The organism is Streptomyces sp. NPDC104371 (genome assembly GCF_055583785.1).
This window is the reverse complement of the sequence record NZ_JBVJNF010000006.1, coordinates 253,233-269,592: the sequence shown is the minus strand read 5'-3', so window position 1 is coordinate 269,592 and position 16,360 is coordinate 253,233. Positions and strand designations below refer to the sequence as shown.

The window sequence follows — 16,360 nt, the reverse complement described above, 5'->3', positions numbered from 1 at the left end:
CTCAGAGCGTGCGCAGCAGCACCGCCGGCTGTTCCACGCAGTCCGCGACGTACCTCAGGAAGCCGCCCGCCGTGCCGCCGTCGCACACCCGGTGGTCGAAGGTCAGCGAGAGCTGCACGACCTGCCGTATCGCCAACTCCCCGTCGTGCACCCAGGGCTTGGGGACGATACGGCCGACGCCGAGCATGGCCGCCTCGGGGTGGTTGATGATCGGCGTGGAGCCGTCGACGCCGAACACCCCGTAGTTGTTCAGCGTGAAGGTCCCGCCGGTGAGTTCGGACGGCGCGAGGGTTCCGGCGCGCGCGGCCTCGGTCAGCCGCGCGCACTCGGCGGTCAGCGCCTCGGCGTCCCGCGTGTGCGCGTCCCGTACGACCGGGACGACGAGCCCCCGCTCGGTCTGCGCGGCGAACCCGATATGCACCCGGTCGAGCCGGACGACCTCCCTGGCCTCCATGTCGACGGTGGAGTTGAGTTCGGGGAACCGGGCGAGCGCGGCGGTGCAGATCCGGGCGAGCAACGCGAGCAGGGAGATCTTGGGCCCCGTCGCGTTCATGGCCGCCCGCGCGCGCAGGAGCTCCGTGGCGTCGGCGTCCACCCAGCAGGTGGCGTCGGGGATCTCGCGCCGGCTCCGGGAGAGCTTGTCGGCGACAGCGCCGCGCACGCCCCGGAGAGGGACCCGGGTGCCTGCGTCCTGCGCGGCCGGGGTGGCGGGTGCTCCCGGTGCACGGGTCCCTGCCGTGTCCGCGGCCTGTCCGTTCCCGTTCCTGAGGGCGCCCTCCACATCCGCCCGCAGGATCAGCCCGTCGGGGCCCGAGCCCGCCAACCGCCGCAGATCCACGCCGTTCTCGCGCGCGAGCCTGCGCACGAGCGGGGAGATCACCGGGACGGGCCCGTCGGGGCGCCTCGGGTCGGCCGCATGCTCCGGGGCGGGCGGGCTGGGTGTGGTGGACATCGGCGTCTCGGCGACCGCCACCGCGGTGGGTTCGTCCGCGCGAGGCGCCCCGTCCGTGAGCCGTGCGCCGGGCTGCGGTGCCCGTACCCGGCGGCGCCGGGCCGAGGGCGCCGATGTGCCGTACCCGACCAGTACGTTCCCGGAGGGCTCGTCGGCCGCTTCGTCGGGGGCGCCGACGGCGACCGTCACCAGCGGTGCGCCGACGGGCAGTTCCGTGCCCTCCTCGCCGAAGCGGGCCGTGACCACGCCCGCGTAGGGGCAGGGCACCTCGACCATCGCCTTGGCCGTCTCGACCTCGACCACCGGCTGGTCGATCGCGACCACGTCCCCGACCCGCACCAGCCAGCGGACGATCTCCGCCTCGGTCAGCCCCTCGCCGAGGTCCGGCAGCTTGAACTCCAGCACCTGAGCCATCAGTTCTCCGCCTCCCACTGCAGGCGTCCCACGGCGTCGAGGATCCGGTCGACCCCCGGGAGGTGGTGGCGCTCCAGCATCGGCGGCGGATAGGGGATGTCGAACCCGGCCACCCGCAGCACCGGCGCCTCCAGGTGGTGGAAGCAGCGCTCGGTCACGCGCGCGGCGATCTCGCCGCCCGGCCCGCCGAATCCGGTCGCCTCGTGCACCACCACGGCCCGGCCCGTCCGGCGTACGGACGCGGTCACCGTCTCGTCGTCGAAGGGCACCAGGGAGCGCAGATCGACGACTTCGAGGTCCCAGCCCTCGGCCCGCGCCGCCTCGGCCGCCTCCAGACAGACCGGCACCGAGGGGCCGTAGGTGATCAGCGTGGCGCTGCGGCCCGGTCGACGCACCACCGCGCGGCCCAGCGGGGCGACCGCCTCGGGCTCCTCGGGGTTCCACGTGTCCTTCGACCAGTACAGCCGCTTCGGCTCCAGGAAGACCACCGGGTCGTCGGAGGCGATGGCGGCGCGCAGCAGCCCGTACGCGTCGGCGACGGTCGCGGGCGTGACGACATGGAGCCCCGGAGTGGCCATGTAGTACGCCTCGGAGGAGTCGCTGTGGTGCTCGACGCCGCCGATGCCGCCCCCGTAGGGGACGCGGATGGTGATCGGCAGCGGCATCGCGCCGCGCGTGCGATTGCGCATGCGCGAGACATGGCTGACCACCTGCTCGAACGCGGGATAGGCGAACGCGTCGAACTGCATCTCCACGACCGGCCTGAGGCCGTACATCGCCATGCCGACGGCGGTGCCGAGGATGCCCGCCTCGGCGAGCGGCGTGTCCGTGCAGCGGTCCTCGCCGAACTCCGCGGTGAGCCCGTCGGTGATCCGGAAGACACCGCCGAGCGCGCCCACGTCCTCGCCCAGGACGTGCACGGACGGGTCGGCCGCCAGAGAGTCGCGCAACGCGCGCGTGATGGCCTGGGCCATGGTGGCCGGCTTGAGGGCAACGGTCGTCATCGTCCGGCTCCTTCCGGCCCCGCGGCCTCGGCGTCCAGCTCGGCCCGCAACTGGGCCCGCTGCTCCAGGAGCTGGGGGGTGGGCTGTGCGTACACCTGGGCGAAGAGCTCCATGGGGTCGAGCACCGGGTCCTGGTTCATCCGCGCCCGCAGGTCCGCCGCCATCGTCTCCGCGTCCTCGCGCGCGGTGTGTATCGCGTCCTCGTCCAGCAGCTCGCGTTCCGTCAACTCCCGCTCCAGCAGCAGGATCGGGTCGTGGTCGCGCCAGGCCTCGACCTCGTCCTCGCCGCGGTAGCGGGTCGCGTCGTCGGCGTTGGTGTGGGCGTCGATGCGGTACGTCACCGCCTCGACGAGCGTGGGGCCGCCGCCCTCACGCGCGCGCCGTACGGCCTCGGCGAGGACCTCGTGCACGGCCGCCGCGTCGTTGCCGTCGACCAGGCGGCCCGGCATGCCGTAGCCGACGGCCTTGTGGGCCAGGGTGGGCGCGGCCGTCTGCTTGGCGAGCGGGACCGAGATCGCGAAGCCGTTGTTCTGGACCAGGAAGACGACCGGTGCCTGCCAGACCGCGGCGAAGTTCAGGGCCTCGTGGAAGTCGCCCTCGCTGGTGCCGCCGTCGCCGACCATCGCGAGCGCGACCACGTCGTCGCCCTTCAGACGCGCGGCGTGCGCGAGGCCCACCGCGTGCGGAAGCTGAGTGGCCAGCGGGGTGCTCAGCGGCGCCACGCGGTGCGTGTAGGGGTCGTAGCCGGTGTGCCAGTCGCCGCGCAGCAGGGTCAGGGCCTCGACGGGGTCCACCCCGCGCGCGACGGCGGCGAGCGTGTCGCGGTAGCTGGGGAAGAGCCAGTCGCGCTCCTCCAGGACGAGCGCGGCGGCGACCTCGCAGGCCTCCTGCCCGGTGCTGGAGGGGTAGACGGCCAGTCGGCCCTGCTTGGTGAGCGCCGTCGCCTGCGCGTTGTAGCGGCGGCCCCGCACCAGGTGGGAGTACAGCCGGCGCAGCAGCTCGGGGTCGGTCCTGGCCGCCGCCTCGGTGCCGAGAACGCGGTGGGGCAGCGCGTCGGGCAGCAGCGGCGCGGGGTCCGTGCGGGGCTGCCAGGCGGGCGGCGGCGTGGGCCGGTAGGCACCCCGCTGCTCCATGACCGTCATGACGGCACCTCCTCGTGGGAGCGGCTTCGACGCGCCACGGGTGTGATGCGCCTCACCTACCGATTGTTCGGTCGACGGCACATTTTGGCTACAGGTGCCTCCAGGCTGTGGACAAACGGTTCTCCACAGCCTGAGATGGACGCAGTACGTCCATGGTAAAGAGGCGGGGGCACATGGCATCTGAACAAATGGCCGAACCTCCTGAGCCGGGCATGGCGCCGCCCGCGCGGCCCCTCGACGGCATCGATCAGGACATCCTCCAGATCCTCCAGGCGGACGGCCGCGCCTCGATACGGTCGGTCGCCGAGCGCGTCCATGTCTCGCGCGCCAACGCGTACGCGCGGATCAACCGCCTCATCGAGGACGGCGTGATCCGCGGCTTCGGGGCGCGCGTGAACCACGAGCGCGCGGGCCAGGGCACGTCGGCGTACATCACGCTGAAGATCGTGCAGAACTCCTGGCGCGCGGTGCGCGAGCAGCTCCGTCTGCTGCCCGGCGCCTCCCATATCTCCCTCGTGGGCGGCGACTTCGACGTCCTGCTGCTGGTGCACACGACCGACAACAGGGCACTGCGCGAACTGGTCCTCACCAAGCTCCAGGCCATCCCCGAAGTACTCAGCACACGCACCCTGCTGGTCTTCGAGGAGGAGGACCTGGACCCGGAGAACTGACCTCGGCGGACGGCCGCCCTCAGCGGCTCCTGTGCAGCCCCGAGAAGACCAACTGCACGACGGCGTCGGCGACTTCCCGCTCACCCATGCCGCGCCCGTCCGGCCGGTACCACTCCACGATCGAGTTGATCATCCCGAACACCAGCCGGGTCGCGAGCCGTACCTCCACATCGCCGCGTACGTCCCCGTCGGCCGCCGCCGCCTTGAGCAGCTCGGCGACGCGGTGGTCGAACTCGCGGCGCCGCTCCAGGGCCCACCGCTCGGTGGCGGTGTTGCCCCGTACGCGCAGCAGCAGCGTCACATACGGCAGTTCGGCCGTGAGCACCTCGACCATGCGCCGGACGACGTACTCCAGCCGCTCCACCGCGCGCCCCACGCGCGCGTGCTCCTCGTCGAGGATGCCGAAGAGGCCGTCCAGCGCCCTGCTGACGGCGCGGCGCAGCAGCTCCTCCTTGCCCGCGACATGGTGGTAGATCGACGACTTGGAGATGCCGGCGGCCCGGGAGAGATGCTCCATGGAGGTGCCGTCGTAGCCGCGGTCGTTGAAGACCTGCACGGCGACCGAGAGCAGGCTCTCCGGGGTGTACGTGTCGCGCTTGGCCGTGGTCATGAGGTGCCCTCCCGGTCCTCGGAGGCGTAGGCGTGACGGTAGAGCGCGAGGGACGGCGCGTACCGGCCGCCGGGGTCGCGCGGGTGCAGGTCCTCGAGCAGGCTGTAGGCCCAGCCGCGGCCGAGCCTGCGGCCCCACTCGAAGGGGCCGAGGGGGTAGTTGACGCCCAGGCGCATCGCGGTGTCGATGTCCTCCTCGGTGGCCACGCCCTTGGCGACCGCGTCGTGCGCCAGGTCGATGATCCGGGCCACCGTCCGGGCGACGATCATGCCGGGCAGGTCCCCGATGACGCTGACGTCCTTGCCGAGTGCCTGGAAGAGCCCGGTGGCCTCGGCGAGCGTCTGCGGGGAGGTGTCCTGGGAGGCGGACAGGGCGATACGGGTGGCCTCGCGGTAGTCGAGCGCCAGGTCGAAGTAGACGACGTCGCGGAACTCGACGGAGGTCTGTCCGTCGGCGAGGACCAGTTGGCCGCCGCTCGGCAGCACCAGGCGCGTCCCGTGGTCCTCCCCGTCCTCGCGCACGGATATGCCCGCCTCACGGATCAGCGCGAGGAGGTCCGCGGCGGGCCCGAGGTCGCCCTCGACGACGACGTACGCGGGCGCCTGCGCCTTCTCCGCGGTGTGCGGCTCGGGGCGCTCGGCGCCGTCCCCGTACGCGTACCAGCCCTGCCCGGTCTTGCGGCCGAGGCGGCCCGACTCGACCAGCCGTCGCTGGACGAGCGAGGGCGTGAAGCGCACGTCCTGGAAGAAGGACTCCCACACCGAGTGGGTGACGGACTGGTTGACGTCCTGGCCGATCAGATCGGTCAGTTCGAAGGCGCCCATCCGGAAGCCGCCCGACTCGCGCAGGATCGCGTCGATGGTGGCCGGGTCGGCGGCCTGTGTCTCGTAGGCCGCGAACGCCTCGGCGTAGAAGGGCCGCGCGATGCGGTTGACGATGAAGCCGGGGGTGTCCGCGCAGGCGACCGGCGTCTTGCCCCAGGCGCGGGCGGTCTCGTACGCGCGCGTGGCCGAGGTGACGTCGGTGGCGAACCCGGAGACGACCTCCACGAGCGGCAGCAGCGGCGCCGGGTTGAAGAAGTGCAGGCCGACGAGGCGACCGGCGTGGCGCAGCGCGCCGCCGATGGCGGTCACGGACAGGGAGGAGGTGTTGGTGGCGAGCAGGCAGTCCTCGCCGACGATGTCCTCCAGCTCCCCGAACAGGCGCTGCTTCACCTCGAGGCGCTCCAGGACCGCCTCGATGACGAGCGAGCAGTCCGCCAGCTCGGTCAGATGCCCGGCGGGCACCAGGCGGGCCCGCGCCGCGTCACGCCCGGCGCCGGTGAGCCGGCCCTTCTCGACGAGCCGGTCGAGGCGGGCGCCGATCGCGTCGGCCGCCTCCTGGGCGCGGCCGGGCGCGGCGTCGTACAGCCGCACGGGGTGGCCCGCGACCAGCGCGACCTGGGCTATGCCCTGGCCCATGGTGCCCGTGCCGACTACGGCCACGGGGCTGCTGAGGTCGAGTGCTGTCATGAACGCGATCCTCCCGCACAGGGTTTTCCACAGATGCGGCGGACCCCCTTGTCCCGACCGATCGTTCGGTTACTCTAACTCTGTCCGGCTGTTCCTGCCCAGGTCACGAGCTTCATGAGAAGAGCTCACAAGACGAGGAGTTGGTCCCCGACATGGCCGCCGAACTCACCGCGCACGAGCTGATCGCCCAGCACCGCCCCACCCTCGACCGGGCCCTGGACGCGATCCGGACCCGCGCGTACTGGTCCCCGCACCCCGAGCATCCCAAGGCCTACGGGGAGAACGGCAGCCTGGACGCCGCGGCGGGCAAGGCCGCCTTCGACGCCCTGCTCGGCACCCGTATGGACCTCGGCCAGCCCGGCACGGACGACTGGACCGGCGAGGAGCTGTCGCCGTACGGGATCGAGCTGGGCATCAGCTATCCCCACGCGGACATCGACGTCCTGCTGCCCGCCATGCGCGCGGGACAGCGGGCATGGCGCGACGCGGGCGCGGAGACCCGCGCGGTGGTGTGTCTGGAGATCCTCAAGCGCATCAGCGACCGGACGCACGCATTCGCGCACGCGGTCATGCACACCAGCGGCCAGGCCTTCATGATGGCGTTCCAGGCGGGCGGCCCGCACGCACAGGACCGAGGCCTGGAGGCGGTGGCGTACGCGTACGCGGAGCAGGTCCGCACGCCCGGCACCGCGGAGTGGACCAAGCCCCAGGGCAAGCGCGACCCCCTGGCGCTCACCAAGGAGTTCACGCCCGTCCCGCGCGGCATCGCGCTGGTCATCGGCTGCAACACCTTCCCGACGTGGAACGGCTTCCCGGGCCTGTTCGCGTCCCTGGCCACGGGCAACGCGGTCCTGGTGAAGCCCCACCCGCGCGCGGTGCTGCCGCTCGCGCTCACCGTGCGGGTGGCCCGTCAGGTCCTGGCCGAGGCGGGCTTCGACCCGAACCTGGTGGCGCTGGCCGCCGAGCGTCCCGGTGAGGGCATCGCGAAGACCCTGGCCGTGCGCCCGGAGATCCGGATCATCGACTACACGGGCTCCACGGCGTTCGGTGACTGGCTGGAGGCCAACGCCCGCCAGGCCCAGGTCTACACGGAGAAGGCCGGCGTCAACACGGTGCTCGTGGAGTCCACCGACAGCTACAAGGGGATGCTGTCGAACCTCGCGTTCTCCCTGTCGCTGTACAGCGGCCAGATGTGCACCACCCCGCAGAACCTCCTGATCCCGCGGGCGGGCATCACCACCGACGAGGGCCCGAAGTCGTACGACGACGTGGTCGCGGATCTCGCGCGGGCGGTCGGCGGCCTGCTCGGCGACGACGCGCGCGCGAACGGTCTGCTCGGCGCGATCGTGAACCCCGACGTCACGGCCCGCCTGGAGGCGGCCACCGGTCTCGGCGAAGTCGCCCTGGCCTCACGGGAGATCGTCAACCCGGACTTCCCGAAGGCGGTCGTCCGCACCCCCCTGATCGTGAAGCTCGACGGCGCGAAGCCGGAGGCCGAGGCCGCCTACCTGAGCGAGTGCTTCGGCCCGGTGTCCTTCGCCGTCGCGGTCGACTCGGCCCAGGACGCGGTGGAGTTGCTGCGGCGCACCGTCAGGGACAAGGGCGCGATGACCGTCGGCGCGTACACCACCTCCGAGGAGATCGAGCGGGCCGTCGAGGAGGTCTGCCTGGAGGAGTGCGCCCAGCTCTCGCTCAACCTCACCGGCGGGGTGTACGTCAACCAGACGGCCGCCTTCTCCGACTTCCACGGCTCGGGCGGCAACCCCGCGGCCAACGCGGCCCTGTGCGACGGGGCGTTCGTGGCGAACCGCTTCCGGGTGGTGGAGGTGCGCCGGGAGGCGTGAGGCCGCTCAGACCGGTGCGCTCCCGGTCATGCTCCAGTGGTACAGCGTCATGGCCACGCTGGTCGCGAGGTTGTAGCTGGAGACTTGGGGGCGCATCGGCAGCGACACGAGATGGTCGGTGCGGGCGCGCAGGTCGGCGGACAGGCCGGTGCGCTCGGAGCCGAACGCGAGCACGGCGTCGTCCGGCAGCTTCAGCCCCCGGATGTCGTCGCCCTCCGGGTCCAGCGCGAACACCGGCCCCGGCGGCAGCTCGGTCACGGCCAGCCGCTCCACGGCGGTGGCGAAGTGCAGCCCGGCGCCGCCGCGCACGACCGTGGGATGCCAGGGGTCGAGCGTGCCGGTCGTGACGACTCCGGTCACGCCGAAGCCGGCCGCGAGCCGGATCACCGCCCCCGCGTTGCCGAGGTTGCGCGGGTTGTCGAGGACGACGACCGGGGCGGTGCGGGGGATGCGCCGGAGCGTCTCCAGGGCGGCCTCACGCGAGGGGCGCACGGCCAGCGCGGCGACCCCGGTGGGATGCGGGCGCGGCACCAGCGCGCGGTACGTGGCCTCCGGGACCTCCGTCAGGAGCGCCTCCAGGGACTCCCGTACGTCGGGGGCCAGTTCACCGGCCAGGGCGAGCGTCGCCGCCCGGTCGGTGGTGACGGCGACGGGCACGCGCGCCGCGAAGCGCAGCGCGTGCTTGAGCGCGTGGAAGCCGTCGAGCAGGACCGAGGCGTCGGCGAGCCGGTGCCACAGGCTCAGCGGGTCGGTGCTGCGGGACGGATCCATCATGCAGTGCAGCCTACGGGGCTCAGACGGCCGAGCCCACCTGCGCGGGGTCGGCCTGCGCGGAGTCCGCCGCCTCCTCGGCCTGCGGCTGCGGGCCGCCGGGCCGCTCACGGCGTACGAGCGCGGCGACCGCCCGTCTCCTCACGCGCGCCGTCCAGCCGCCCAGCCGTCGCAGGAAGGACGTCGGCAGGAACACGGCGTCCGCCGCGATCATCGTGAGCGAGAAGAACGGCAGCCCGAGCACCACGGCGATCACCAGGTGCTCGGTCATCAAGAACGCCAGCAGCACGTTCTTCACCCGCCGGTTGAACAGGGTGAACGGGAAGGCGACCTGCGCGACGACCGTCGCGTACGTCACCAGCAGCACCATCACCCCGTGCGAGGACAACAGGTCGGACAGGGCGGGCCAGGGCGAGAAGGCGTCGAGGTGCAGCGGGTAGTAGACGGCCGTGCCGTCCTGCCAGCGCGAACCCTGGATCTTGTACCAGCCGGCGGTCGAATAGATCAGACAGGCCTCGGCCATGATCATCAACAGGGCGGCGTTGTGGACGAGGTTGCCCACGATGTCCAGCAGGATCCGCGGCTCGGCGTGCGGCGCGCGCCGAGCGACGTACCACCACAGGGCCTGCACGGCCCACAGCCCCCAGAAGAGAGTCAGCCAGCCGCCGCTCATCCGGCCCGCCACCGTCGCCAGGGCCAGCACACAGCCGAGCATCCCCCACAGGGCCGGTCCGACCCGGTCGGGACGGAGCCGCTCGTCCCCCGCGCGGGCCCGCCGGGCGCGCCGCTCGTCCAGCGACCACACCTGCCCGCAGCGCGTGAACACCAGATAGATCGACATCAGGTGGAGGACGTTGTCGCCCCCGTCTCCCATGAAGACGCTGCGGTTCTCCAGCGACAGGACACCCACCATGAACAGCACGGACATCGTGCGGGTGCGCCAGCCGACCAGCAGCAGGGCGCTCGAGAGCAGGGCGAGGAAGTACACCGCCTGGAACCACACCTGGCTGTCGGACCACAGCAGGACCGTGAACGCGTGGTTGCCGGCGACGAGTTGCCGGGCCAGGTCCCAGCTCCAGGGGCCGTCGGGCCCGTACATCTCCTGCCGGTGCGGGAACTCGCGCAGCAGAAACAGCAGCCAGGTGGTGGCGAAGCCGATGCGGACGACCGCGCTCTGGTACGGGCCGAGGGGCGCGTCGGTGAGACGGCTGATGCCGCGTGCGGCGGAGCGGACGACGCGGTTCACCGGGCACCCGCCCCCGTCCCGTCGTCGGCGGGCAGCGGCCACCAGGGCAGATGCCGGTACACGGGCGCGGTGGGCACTCGCTCGTCGCTCCATCGAGGGGAGGGCACGTTGGTGGTGCGGGAACGGACCTGGACGCGGTCGACGGTCTCGCCGGGGCGCAGGGCGCTGCGCTCACGGTCCAGACGCAGCAGGACGACACGGCGCAGATAGCTCTCGGAGAGGGCACCGCGCGGGCCCTGGGGCCGGTTCCGGCCGTCGTGCGAGGTGACGTAGAAGTCCCAGGCGCGGCGCAGTTCGTTCTGCTGGGTGTGGCTCGGCAGGAGGTTGCCCGCGATGGCCTCGCCGTCGCGCGCGGACAGGTCGTACCAGCCGGTCGTCCGCCCGCCGCCGTCCGGGGTGAGCACCTCGGCGCGGACCTGGACGTCGATGTTCTGCTGCAGGGGATTGGGCGCGAACAGCTTCCAGTTCTGCTCGAACTCCGGGTAGATCCAGTCGTCGATCGCCTTGCTGTGCTGCTTGGTGACGGTGTTCGGGGGCGCGACGTGCAGGAACACCATGCCGAGGTGCACGGCGGAGACGGCGGCGATGGCCACGAGCGCCAGCGCGGCGGCGACGCGGTAGTGCGGGGACAGGGCGGCTATACCGGTGCTCCCCTCCCGCGGACCCGCTGAGTGTTCACCCGGCGGGACCGGGGGGACGTCGCGCGCACCGTCCTCGGGCGGCGGGGGCACCGGGGCGTCGGAGCCGTCCGGCTCGGCCTCCCGGGCGCCCGGTTCCTCGTCGTACGCGTCCATCCCGTCCCGTCTTTCGAGCTTCCCCGCCCCGGCGCCGTCGGCCCGGGTCCGTCCGCCGTCTCCGCCATGGGCGGCGCGGTCGGCCCCCGCCTGTGCGCGGTTCCCACCACGGTGTCCGCACCGGAACGGTACTCAGCCCCACCCGCCCCGCACAGCCGGATGGACACAGCGGCCCAACAGGACTCGGAGGTTATCCACAGCGGTTGACACCCTACGTGGCTCACCGCACCATGGAATCGACCGGACCGAACGATCGGTCGGGAGACAGAGAGTGGTCGAGGGGGACCGCATGGCGTCAGCAGCAGCCCACCGCACGGCCCGCGTGGACGGCGCGGTACCAGAGGCCGACACGACGGTGTACGAGGCCGTCTTCGACGCCGCCGTGGCCGCCGACGAGCGCATCGAACCGCGCGACTGGATGCCCGATGCCTACCGCTCCACCCTGGTCCGGCAGATCGCCCAGCATGCGCATTCCGAGATCATCGGCATGCAGCCGGAGGCCAACTGGATCTCGCGCGCGCCCTCCCTGCGCCGCAAGGCGATCCTGATGGCCAAGGTCCAGGACGAGGCGGGCCATGGGCTGTATCTCTACAGCGCCGTGGAAACGCTCGGCGTCAGCCGCGAGGAGCTGCTCGACAAGCTGCACACCGGCCGCCAGAAGTACTCGTCGATCTTCAACTACCCGACGCTGACCTGGGCCGACGTCGGCGCCATCGGCTGGCTGGTGGACGGCGCCGCGATCACCAACCAGGTGCCCCTGTGCCGCTGTTCCTACGGCCCGTACGCCCGCGCGATGGTCCGCGTCTGCAAGGAGGAGTCGTTCCACCAGCGCCAGGGGTACGAACTGCTGCTGGCCCTCAGCCAGGGCACCCCCGAGCAGCACGCCATGGCACAGGACGCCGTGGACCGCTGGTGGTGGCCGTCCCTGATGATGTTCGGCCCGCCCGACGACGAGTCCGCGCACTCCGCGCAGTCGATGGCCTGGAAGATCAAGCGGCACTCGAACGACGAGCTGCGCCAGCGCTTCATCGACATCTGCGTCCCCCAGGCGAAGTCGCTGAACCTCACGCTCCCCGACCCCGACCTGCGCTGGAACGAGGAGCGCGGGCACTACGACTTCGGCCCCATCGACTGGGCGGAGTTCCGCGAGGTCATCAAGGGCAACGGCCCCTGCAACGACCAGCGGATATCCCAGCGCAGGAAGGCCCACGACGAGGGCGCGTGGGTACGGGAGGCCGCCGCGGCGTACGCGGCGAAGCACAACGGCGCGACAGGCGCGGCCGTCGAACCGTCGGCGGACACGGCCGACATGAACGGGAAGGCGTGACGATGACGACCGAGCAATCGCCCCTGTGGGAGGTCTTCGTGCGCTCGCGCCGCGGCCTCTCGCACACCCACGCGGGCAGCCTGCACGCCCCCGACGCGGAGCTGGCCCTGCGCAACGCCCGCGACCTGTACACACGGCGCGGCGAAGGCGTCTCGATCTGGGTCGTGCCGTCCACCGCGATCACCGCGTCCTCACCCGACGAGAAGGACGCGTTCTTCGAACCGTCCGCCGACAAGCCCTACCGGCACCCGACGTTCTACGAGATCCCGGAAGGGGTGAAGCACCTGTGACCGTCACCGCGCACACCGGGGCCGCTCTGGCCCTCGGCGACGATGCCCTGGTGCTCTCGCACCGCCTGGGGGAGTGGGCAGGACATGCCCCGGAGCTGGAGGAGGAGGTCGCCCTCGCCAATATCGCGCTGGATCTGCTGGGCCAGGCGCGAGTGCTGCTGTCCCTGGCGGGCGACGAGGACGACCTGGCCTACCTCCGCGAGGAACGCTCCTTCCGTAACCTCCAGTTGGTCGAGCAGCCCAACGGCGACTTCGCCCACACCATCGCCCGTCAGCTCTACTTCTCCACTTACCAGCGCCTGCTCTACACCCAACTCGCAGCGCAGGAGAGTGAGTTCACGGGCCTGGCGGCCAAAGCGGTCAAGGAGGTCGCCTACCACCAGGACCACGCCGAGCAGTGGACCCTGCGGCTCGGCGACGGCACGGCGCAGAGCCATGAGCGGATGCGCCGCGCCTGCGACGCGCTGTGGCGGTTCACCGGAGAGATGTTCCAGCCGATCGAGGGCGTGGAGGTCGACTGGGCCGAGATGCAGGCCGCCTGGCTGGCGTCGGTGAGTGACACGCTGCGCCGCGCCACCCTGGAGGTCCCCGAGGGTCCGCGGTCCGGGGCGTGGACCGCGGGCGCGGGACGGCAGGGGCTGCACACCGAACCCTTCGGGCGGATGCTCGCGGAGATGCAGCATCTGCACCGCAGCCACCCGGGGGCGTCATGGTGACGGTCACGGCTCTCGAAGAGGAACTGCTCCGGCTCGCCGGTTCCGTCCCCGATCCGGAGCTGCCCACGCTCACGCTGGCGGACCTGGGCGTCGTACGGGCCGTCCACGCGCGCGGTACGGACGCGGTGGAGGTAGAGCTGACCCCGACCTACACGGGCTGCCCCGCGGTCGAGACGATGTCCCAGGACATACAGCGGGTGCTGCGTGAGCACGGCATGCGCGAGGTCGTCGTGCGCACGGTACTCACGCCCGCCTGGTCGACGGACGACATCACCGCCGAAGGCCGCCGCAAACTGCGGGAGTTCGGGATCGCGCCCCCGCGCCCGAACCGCCCGCAGGCGTCCGGACCGGTGGCGGTGCGACTGGGCCCGACGCATACGGTCGCCGCCTCCCCCGAGCCGGACGGTCCCGTGTGCTGCCCGCACTGCGGGTCCGCCGAGACCGAACTGCTCAGCCGCTTCTCGTCCACCGCGTGCAAGGCCCTGCGCCGCTGTCTGACCTGCCGCGAACCGTTCGACCACTTCAAGGAGCTGTGATGGCTCGGTTCCACTCGCTCCCCGTGGCCGCGGTCGACCGGCTCACCGAGGACTCCGTGGCCCTGACCTTCGCCGTGCCGCCCGGCCTGCGCGAGGAGTACCGGCACGCGCCCGGCCAGCATCTCGCCCTGCGCCGCATCGTCGACGGCACGGAGATACGCCGCACCTACTCGATCTGCTCCCCCGCACCGACCCCGGACGAGGAGGGCCCGCGCACCCTGCGGGTCGGGGTGCGGCTGGTGGAAGGCGGCGCCTTCTCCCCGTACGCGCTCAAGGAGATCGCGGTCGGCGACGAGCTGGAGGTGATGACCCCGGCCGGAGGGTTCACGCTGGAGCCCGCACCCGGGCTGTACGCGGCCGTGGTGGGCGGCAGTGGGATCACGCCCGTGCTGTCGATCGTGGCGACCCTGCTGGACCGGGAGCCCGGGGCGCGGTTCTGCCTCGTCCGCAGCGACCGGACGTCCGCCTCGACCATGTTCCTGGAGGAGGTCGCCGATCTGAAGGACCGATTCCCCGACCGGTTCCAGTTGGTGACCGCGCTCTCCCGGGAGGAACAGCAGGCAGGCCTGCCGACCGGGCGGCTCGACGAGGAGCGGCTGTCCGGGCTGCTGCCGACGCTGCTGCCGGTGGAGAGCGTCGCGGGCTGGTTCCTGTGCGGGCCGTTCGGACTGGTGCAGTCCGCGGAGCGCGCGCTGCGGGGGCTCGGGGTGCGGCGGACCCGTATCCACGAGGAGATCTTCCATGTGGACGACGGCTCCGTGGCCGCACCGCCCGTACCGTCCCTCGCGCACAGCACGGTGACCGCGCGGCTGGACGGACGCGGCGGAACCTGGCCGGTCGACGACGGTGAGTCGCTGCTGGAGACGGTGCTGCGCAACCGCCCTGACGCGCCCTACGCCTGCAAGGGCGGGGTGTGCGGGACCTGCCGGGCCTTCCTGGTCTCGGGCGAGGTGCGGATGGACCGCAACTTCGCGCTGGAGCCGGAGGAGACCGAGGCGGGCTATGTACTGGCCTGCCAGTCGCATCCGCTCACGGAGACGGTGGAGCTGGACTTCGACCGGTAGGACCCGCGACCGGAAGGACAAGGACGCGCTCGCTGCGGACACCGGTCGGGCCCCTCCGGGAGGGGCCCGCGGGCCGGGCTACAGCACGATGCCCGGCGCACCCTTGTCGTCCAGGACAGGGCGGCCCGCGGCGGCCCAGACCTGCATGCCGCCGTCGACATTGACCGCCTCGATGCCCTGCTGGACCAGGTACATCGTCACCTGGGCCGAACGGCCACCGGAGCGGCAGATCACATGGACCCGGCCGTCCTGCGGCGCGGCCTGGGTGAACTCGCCGTAGCGCGCGGCGAATTCACTGAGGGGAATGTGCAGCGCCCCCTCGGCATGACCCGCCTGCCACTCGTTGTCCTCACGGACATCCAGCAGGAAGTCGCCGTCCTTGAGGTCCGCGACCTCGACCGTGGGCACACCAGCTCCGAAACGCATACCCCCGACGCTACCCGACACCGCGACCGACGGACCCGGCCCCGACGGACCTGGCCCTGGCCGAGGCGCACGGTGCACGGCCTCTCAGCCGCGCAGCGCCGCCAGCTCGGCTTCCTTCTGCGCGACCTGGACCAGCAATTGCTCCGCGATCTCTTCGAGGAGACGGTCGGGGTCGTCGGGGGCGAGCCGGAGCATCGAGCCGATCGCGCCCTCCTCCAGCTCGCGGGCGACGACGGAGATCAACTCCTTGCGCTGGGCGAGCCATTCGAGGCGGGCGTACAGCTCCTCGCCGCGGCTCGGCCCGCGCACCTCGGGGGCGGGCCCGGCCTCCCACTCCTGCGCGAGCTCCCGCAGCAGCGCCTCGTCACCGCGGCCGTAGGCGGCGTTGACCCGCGCGATGAACTCGTCGCGCCGCTTGCGCTCGTCCTCGCCCTGGGCGAGGTCCGGATGGGCCTTGCGGGCGAGTTCGCGGTAGAGCCTGCGGGCCTCCTCGCTGGGGCGGACGCGCTGCGGGGGCCGTACGGGCTGGTCGGTCAGCATGGCCTGGGCCTCCGGGAACAGACCACCGGAGTCCATCCAGCCATGGAACAGCTCCTCGACGCCCGGAATCGGCATGACCCGGGCGCGTGCCTCGTGGGCGCGGCGTATGTCCTCGGGGTCGCCGGTACGGGCGGCCGTCGCCTCGGCGATCTCCGCCTCCAGCTCATCGAGGCGCGCGTACATCGGCCCGAGCTTCTGGTGGTGCAGCCGCGAGAAGTTCTCGACCTCGATGCGGAAGGTCTCCACGGCGATCTCGTACTCGATCAACGCCTGCTCGGCGGCCCGTACGGCCCGCTCCAGCCGCTCTTCGGGGCGCGTCTCCGCGCCGTCCGCTCCGGTGTCCCCGGCGTCCCCCGGGCCGCCGCCGACCGGCTCCTCGACGGCGGACACGGATTCGCTCTGCTCGGCTTCGGGCGTCGTCACCGGACCAGCGTATGACACGGCGCGGAGGGCCGACGCGCGCGTACAGCCCTCTGCGACAAGCGGAGTCAGAGGCGTCACC

Annotated in this window: 17 protein-coding genes; 7 read left to right on the top strand and 10 right to left on the bottom strand. The window is 72.2% G+C overall.

Annotated features, from left to right (window positions below; genetic code table 11):
- Window position 1: 1 nt before the first annotated feature.
- Genes ACZ60T_RS20555 through pdhA form a run of 3 tightly spaced genes read right to left on the bottom strand, consistent with a single transcriptional unit; the run spans window position 2 to window position 3,512 of the window.
- On the bottom strand, window positions 2-1,366 hold the full coding sequence (locus tag ACZ60T_RS20555) for a dihydrolipoamide acetyltransferase family protein (protein ID WP_469667152.1): 1,365 nt from the start codon (window positions 1,364-1,366) through the stop codon (window positions 2-4).
- Window positions 1,366-2,370 carry an alpha-ketoacid dehydrogenase subunit beta gene (locus ACZ60T_RS20550; protein WP_469667150.1) on the bottom strand — a complete coding sequence of 335 codons (1,005 nt, stop codon included), beginning with the start codon at window positions 2,368-2,370 and terminating at the stop codon, window positions 1,366-1,368. The genes ACZ60T_RS20555 and ACZ60T_RS20550 overlap by 1 nt, the downstream gene beginning before the upstream one ends.
- The gene (pdhA, locus tag ACZ60T_RS20545) at window positions 2,367-3,512 is read right to left on the bottom strand and encodes a pyruvate dehydrogenase (acetyl-transferring) E1 component subunit alpha (protein WP_469667149.1); all 1,146 of its coding nucleotides are present in this window, start codon (window positions 3,510-3,512) and stop codon (window positions 2,367-2,369) included. Before pdhA ends, ACZ60T_RS20550 begins: the two co-directional genes overlap by 4 nt.
- 188 nt (window positions 3,513-3,700) lie before the next feature.
- Here pdhA and ACZ60T_RS20540 point away from each other — a divergent pair, with 188 nt between their 5' ends.
- Window positions 3,701-4,183 carry an Lrp/AsnC family transcriptional regulator gene (locus ACZ60T_RS20540; RefSeq protein WP_252425461.1) on the top strand — a complete coding sequence of 161 codons (483 nt, stop codon included), beginning with the start codon at window positions 3,701-3,703 and terminating at the stop codon, window positions 4,181-4,183.
- Between the two features lie 19 nt (window positions 4,184-4,202).
- Here ACZ60T_RS20540 and ACZ60T_RS20535 read toward each other — a convergent pair whose 3' ends face one another.
- Window positions 4,203-4,793, bottom strand: coding sequence for a TetR/AcrR family transcriptional regulator (locus tag ACZ60T_RS20535; protein ID WP_469667148.1), 591 nt, complete (start codon window positions 4,791-4,793; stop codon window positions 4,203-4,205).
- Window positions 4,790-6,304 carry a 3-hydroxyacyl-CoA dehydrogenase gene (locus ACZ60T_RS20530; RefSeq protein ID WP_469667147.1) on the bottom strand — a complete coding sequence of 505 codons (1,515 nt, stop codon included), beginning with the start codon at window positions 6,302-6,304 and terminating at the stop codon, window positions 4,790-4,792. Before ACZ60T_RS20530 ends, ACZ60T_RS20535 begins: the two co-directional genes overlap by 4 nt.
- A 152-nt stretch (window positions 6,305-6,456) precedes the next feature.
- Between ACZ60T_RS20530 and paaN the strand changes: the two genes are divergently transcribed.
- The gene (gene paaN / locus ACZ60T_RS20525; protein ID WP_469667146.1) at window positions 6,457-8,148 is read left to right on the top strand and encodes a phenylacetic acid degradation protein PaaN; all 1,692 of its coding nucleotides are present in this window, start codon (window positions 6,457-6,459) and stop codon (window positions 8,146-8,148) included.
- 6 nt (window positions 8,149-8,154) lie between these two features.
- On the opposite strand, the gene ACZ60T_RS20520 is transcribed toward paaN, so the two are convergent.
- Genes ACZ60T_RS20520 through ACZ60T_RS20510 form a run of 3 tightly spaced genes read right to left on the bottom strand, consistent with a single transcriptional unit; the run spans window position 8,155 to window position 10,959 of the window.
- Window positions 8,155-8,922, bottom strand: a complete 768-nt coding sequence (locus ACZ60T_RS20520) for a TrmH family RNA methyltransferase (RefSeq protein ID WP_469667145.1) — start codon at window positions 8,920-8,922, stop codon at window positions 8,155-8,157.
- A gap of 19 nt (window positions 8,923-8,941) precedes the next feature.
- Window positions 8,942-10,165, bottom strand: coding sequence for an HTTM domain-containing protein (locus ACZ60T_RS20515; RefSeq protein WP_469667144.1), 1,224 nt, complete (start codon window positions 10,163-10,165; stop codon window positions 8,942-8,944).
- Window positions 10,162-10,959, bottom strand: a complete 798-nt coding sequence (locus tag ACZ60T_RS20510) for a DUF5819 family protein (RefSeq protein ID WP_469667143.1) — start codon at window positions 10,957-10,959, stop codon at window positions 10,162-10,164. Before ACZ60T_RS20510 ends, ACZ60T_RS20515 begins: the two co-directional genes overlap by 4 nt.
- 289 nt (window positions 10,960-11,248) lie before the next feature.
- Here ACZ60T_RS20510 and paaA point away from each other — a divergent pair, with 289 nt between their 5' ends.
- Genes paaA through ACZ60T_RS20485 form a run of 5 tightly spaced genes read left to right on the top strand, consistent with a single transcriptional unit; the run spans window position 11,249 to window position 14,892 of the window.
- Window positions 11,249-12,286, top strand: coding sequence for a 1,2-phenylacetyl-CoA epoxidase subunit PaaA (paaA, locus tag ACZ60T_RS20505; RefSeq protein ID WP_469667142.1), 1,038 nt, complete (start codon window positions 11,249-11,251; stop codon window positions 12,284-12,286).
- 2 nt (window positions 12,287-12,288) lie between these two features.
- Complete coding sequence (paaB, locus tag ACZ60T_RS20500) at window positions 12,289-12,576, top strand: 1,2-phenylacetyl-CoA epoxidase subunit PaaB (RefSeq protein WP_469667140.1); 288 nt, start codon at window positions 12,289-12,291, stop codon at window positions 12,574-12,576.
- The gene (gene paaC / locus ACZ60T_RS20495; protein ID WP_469667139.1) at window positions 12,573-13,292 is read left to right on the top strand and encodes a 1,2-phenylacetyl-CoA epoxidase subunit PaaC; all 720 of its coding nucleotides are present in this window, start codon (window positions 12,573-12,575) and stop codon (window positions 13,290-13,292) included. Before paaB ends, paaC begins: the two co-directional genes overlap by 4 nt.
- Entirely contained in the window at window positions 13,286-13,828 is a 543-nt protein-coding gene (gene paaD, locus ACZ60T_RS20490) for a 1,2-phenylacetyl-CoA epoxidase subunit PaaD (RefSeq protein ID WP_469667138.1), read from the top strand. The genes paaC and paaD overlap by 7 nt, the downstream gene beginning before the upstream one ends.
- Window positions 13,828-14,892 carry a 2Fe-2S iron-sulfur cluster-binding protein gene (locus tag ACZ60T_RS20485; protein ID WP_469667137.1) on the top strand — a complete coding sequence of 355 codons (1,065 nt, stop codon included), beginning with the start codon at window positions 13,828-13,830 and terminating at the stop codon, window positions 14,890-14,892. The genes paaD and ACZ60T_RS20485 overlap by 1 nt, the downstream gene beginning before the upstream one ends.
- A gap of 78 nt (window positions 14,893-14,970) precedes the next feature.
- Here ACZ60T_RS20485 and ACZ60T_RS20480 read toward each other — a convergent pair whose 3' ends face one another.
- Window positions 14,971-15,300: a rhodanese-like domain-containing protein gene (locus tag ACZ60T_RS20480; protein WP_469667362.1), complete on the bottom strand. Its 330-nt coding sequence runs from the start codon at window positions 15,298-15,300 to the stop codon at window positions 14,971-14,973.
- A gap of 102 nt (window positions 15,301-15,402) precedes the next feature.
- Complete coding sequence (locus tag ACZ60T_RS20475; RefSeq protein ID WP_469667136.1) at window positions 15,403-16,281, bottom strand: J domain-containing protein; 879 nt, start codon at window positions 16,279-16,281, stop codon at window positions 15,403-15,405.
- Between the last annotated feature and the right edge of the window lie 79 nt (window positions 16,282-16,360).

What these genes read in the sequence shown, in the direction of transcription:
- ACZ60T_RS20540 (WP_252425461.1), top strand. Translation starts at nt 3,701, where the DNA reads ATGGCCGAACCTCCTGAGCCGGGCATGGCGCCGCCCGCGCGGCCCCTC.
- pdhA (WP_469667149.1), bottom strand. Translation starts at nt 3,512, where the DNA reads ATGACGGTCATGGAGCAGCGGGGTGCCTACCGGCCCACGCCGCCGCCC.
- ACZ60T_RS20535 (WP_469667148.1), bottom strand. Translation starts at nt 4,793, where the DNA reads ATGACCACGGCCAAGCGCGACACGTACACCCCGGAGAGCCTGCTCTCG.
- ACZ60T_RS20510 (WP_469667143.1), bottom strand. Translation starts at nt 10,959, where the DNA reads ATGGACGCGTACGACGAGGAACCGGGCGCCCGGGAGGCCGAGCCGGAC.
- ACZ60T_RS20530 (WP_469667147.1), bottom strand. Translation starts at nt 6,304, where the DNA reads ATGACAGCACTCGACCTCAGCAGCCCCGTGGCCGTAGTCGGCACGGGC.
- ACZ60T_RS20555 (WP_469667152.1), bottom strand. Translation starts at nt 1,366, where the DNA reads ATGGCTCAGGTGCTGGAGTTCAAGCTGCCGGACCTCGGCGAGGGGCTG.
- ACZ60T_RS20550 (WP_469667150.1), bottom strand. Translation starts at nt 2,370, where the DNA reads ATGACGACCGTTGCCCTCAAGCCGGCCACCATGGCCCAGGCCATCACG.
- ACZ60T_RS20485 (WP_469667137.1), top strand. Translation starts at nt 13,828, where the DNA reads ATGGCTCGGTTCCACTCGCTCCCCGTGGCCGCGGTCGACCGGCTCACC.
- paaB (WP_469667140.1), top strand. Translation starts at nt 12,289, where the DNA reads ATGACGACCGAGCAATCGCCCCTGTGGGAGGTCTTCGTGCGCTCGCGC.
- ACZ60T_RS20520 (WP_469667145.1), bottom strand. Translation starts at nt 8,922, where the DNA reads ATGATGGATCCGTCCCGCAGCACCGACCCGCTGAGCCTGTGGCACCGG.
- paaA (WP_469667142.1), top strand. Translation starts at nt 11,249, where the DNA reads ATGGCGTCAGCAGCAGCCCACCGCACGGCCCGCGTGGACGGCGCGGTA.
- paaN (WP_469667146.1), top strand. Translation starts at nt 6,457, where the DNA reads ATGGCCGCCGAACTCACCGCGCACGAGCTGATCGCCCAGCACCGCCCC.
- paaD (WP_469667138.1), top strand. Translation starts at nt 13,286, where the DNA reads ATGGTGACGGTCACGGCTCTCGAAGAGGAACTGCTCCGGCTCGCCGGT.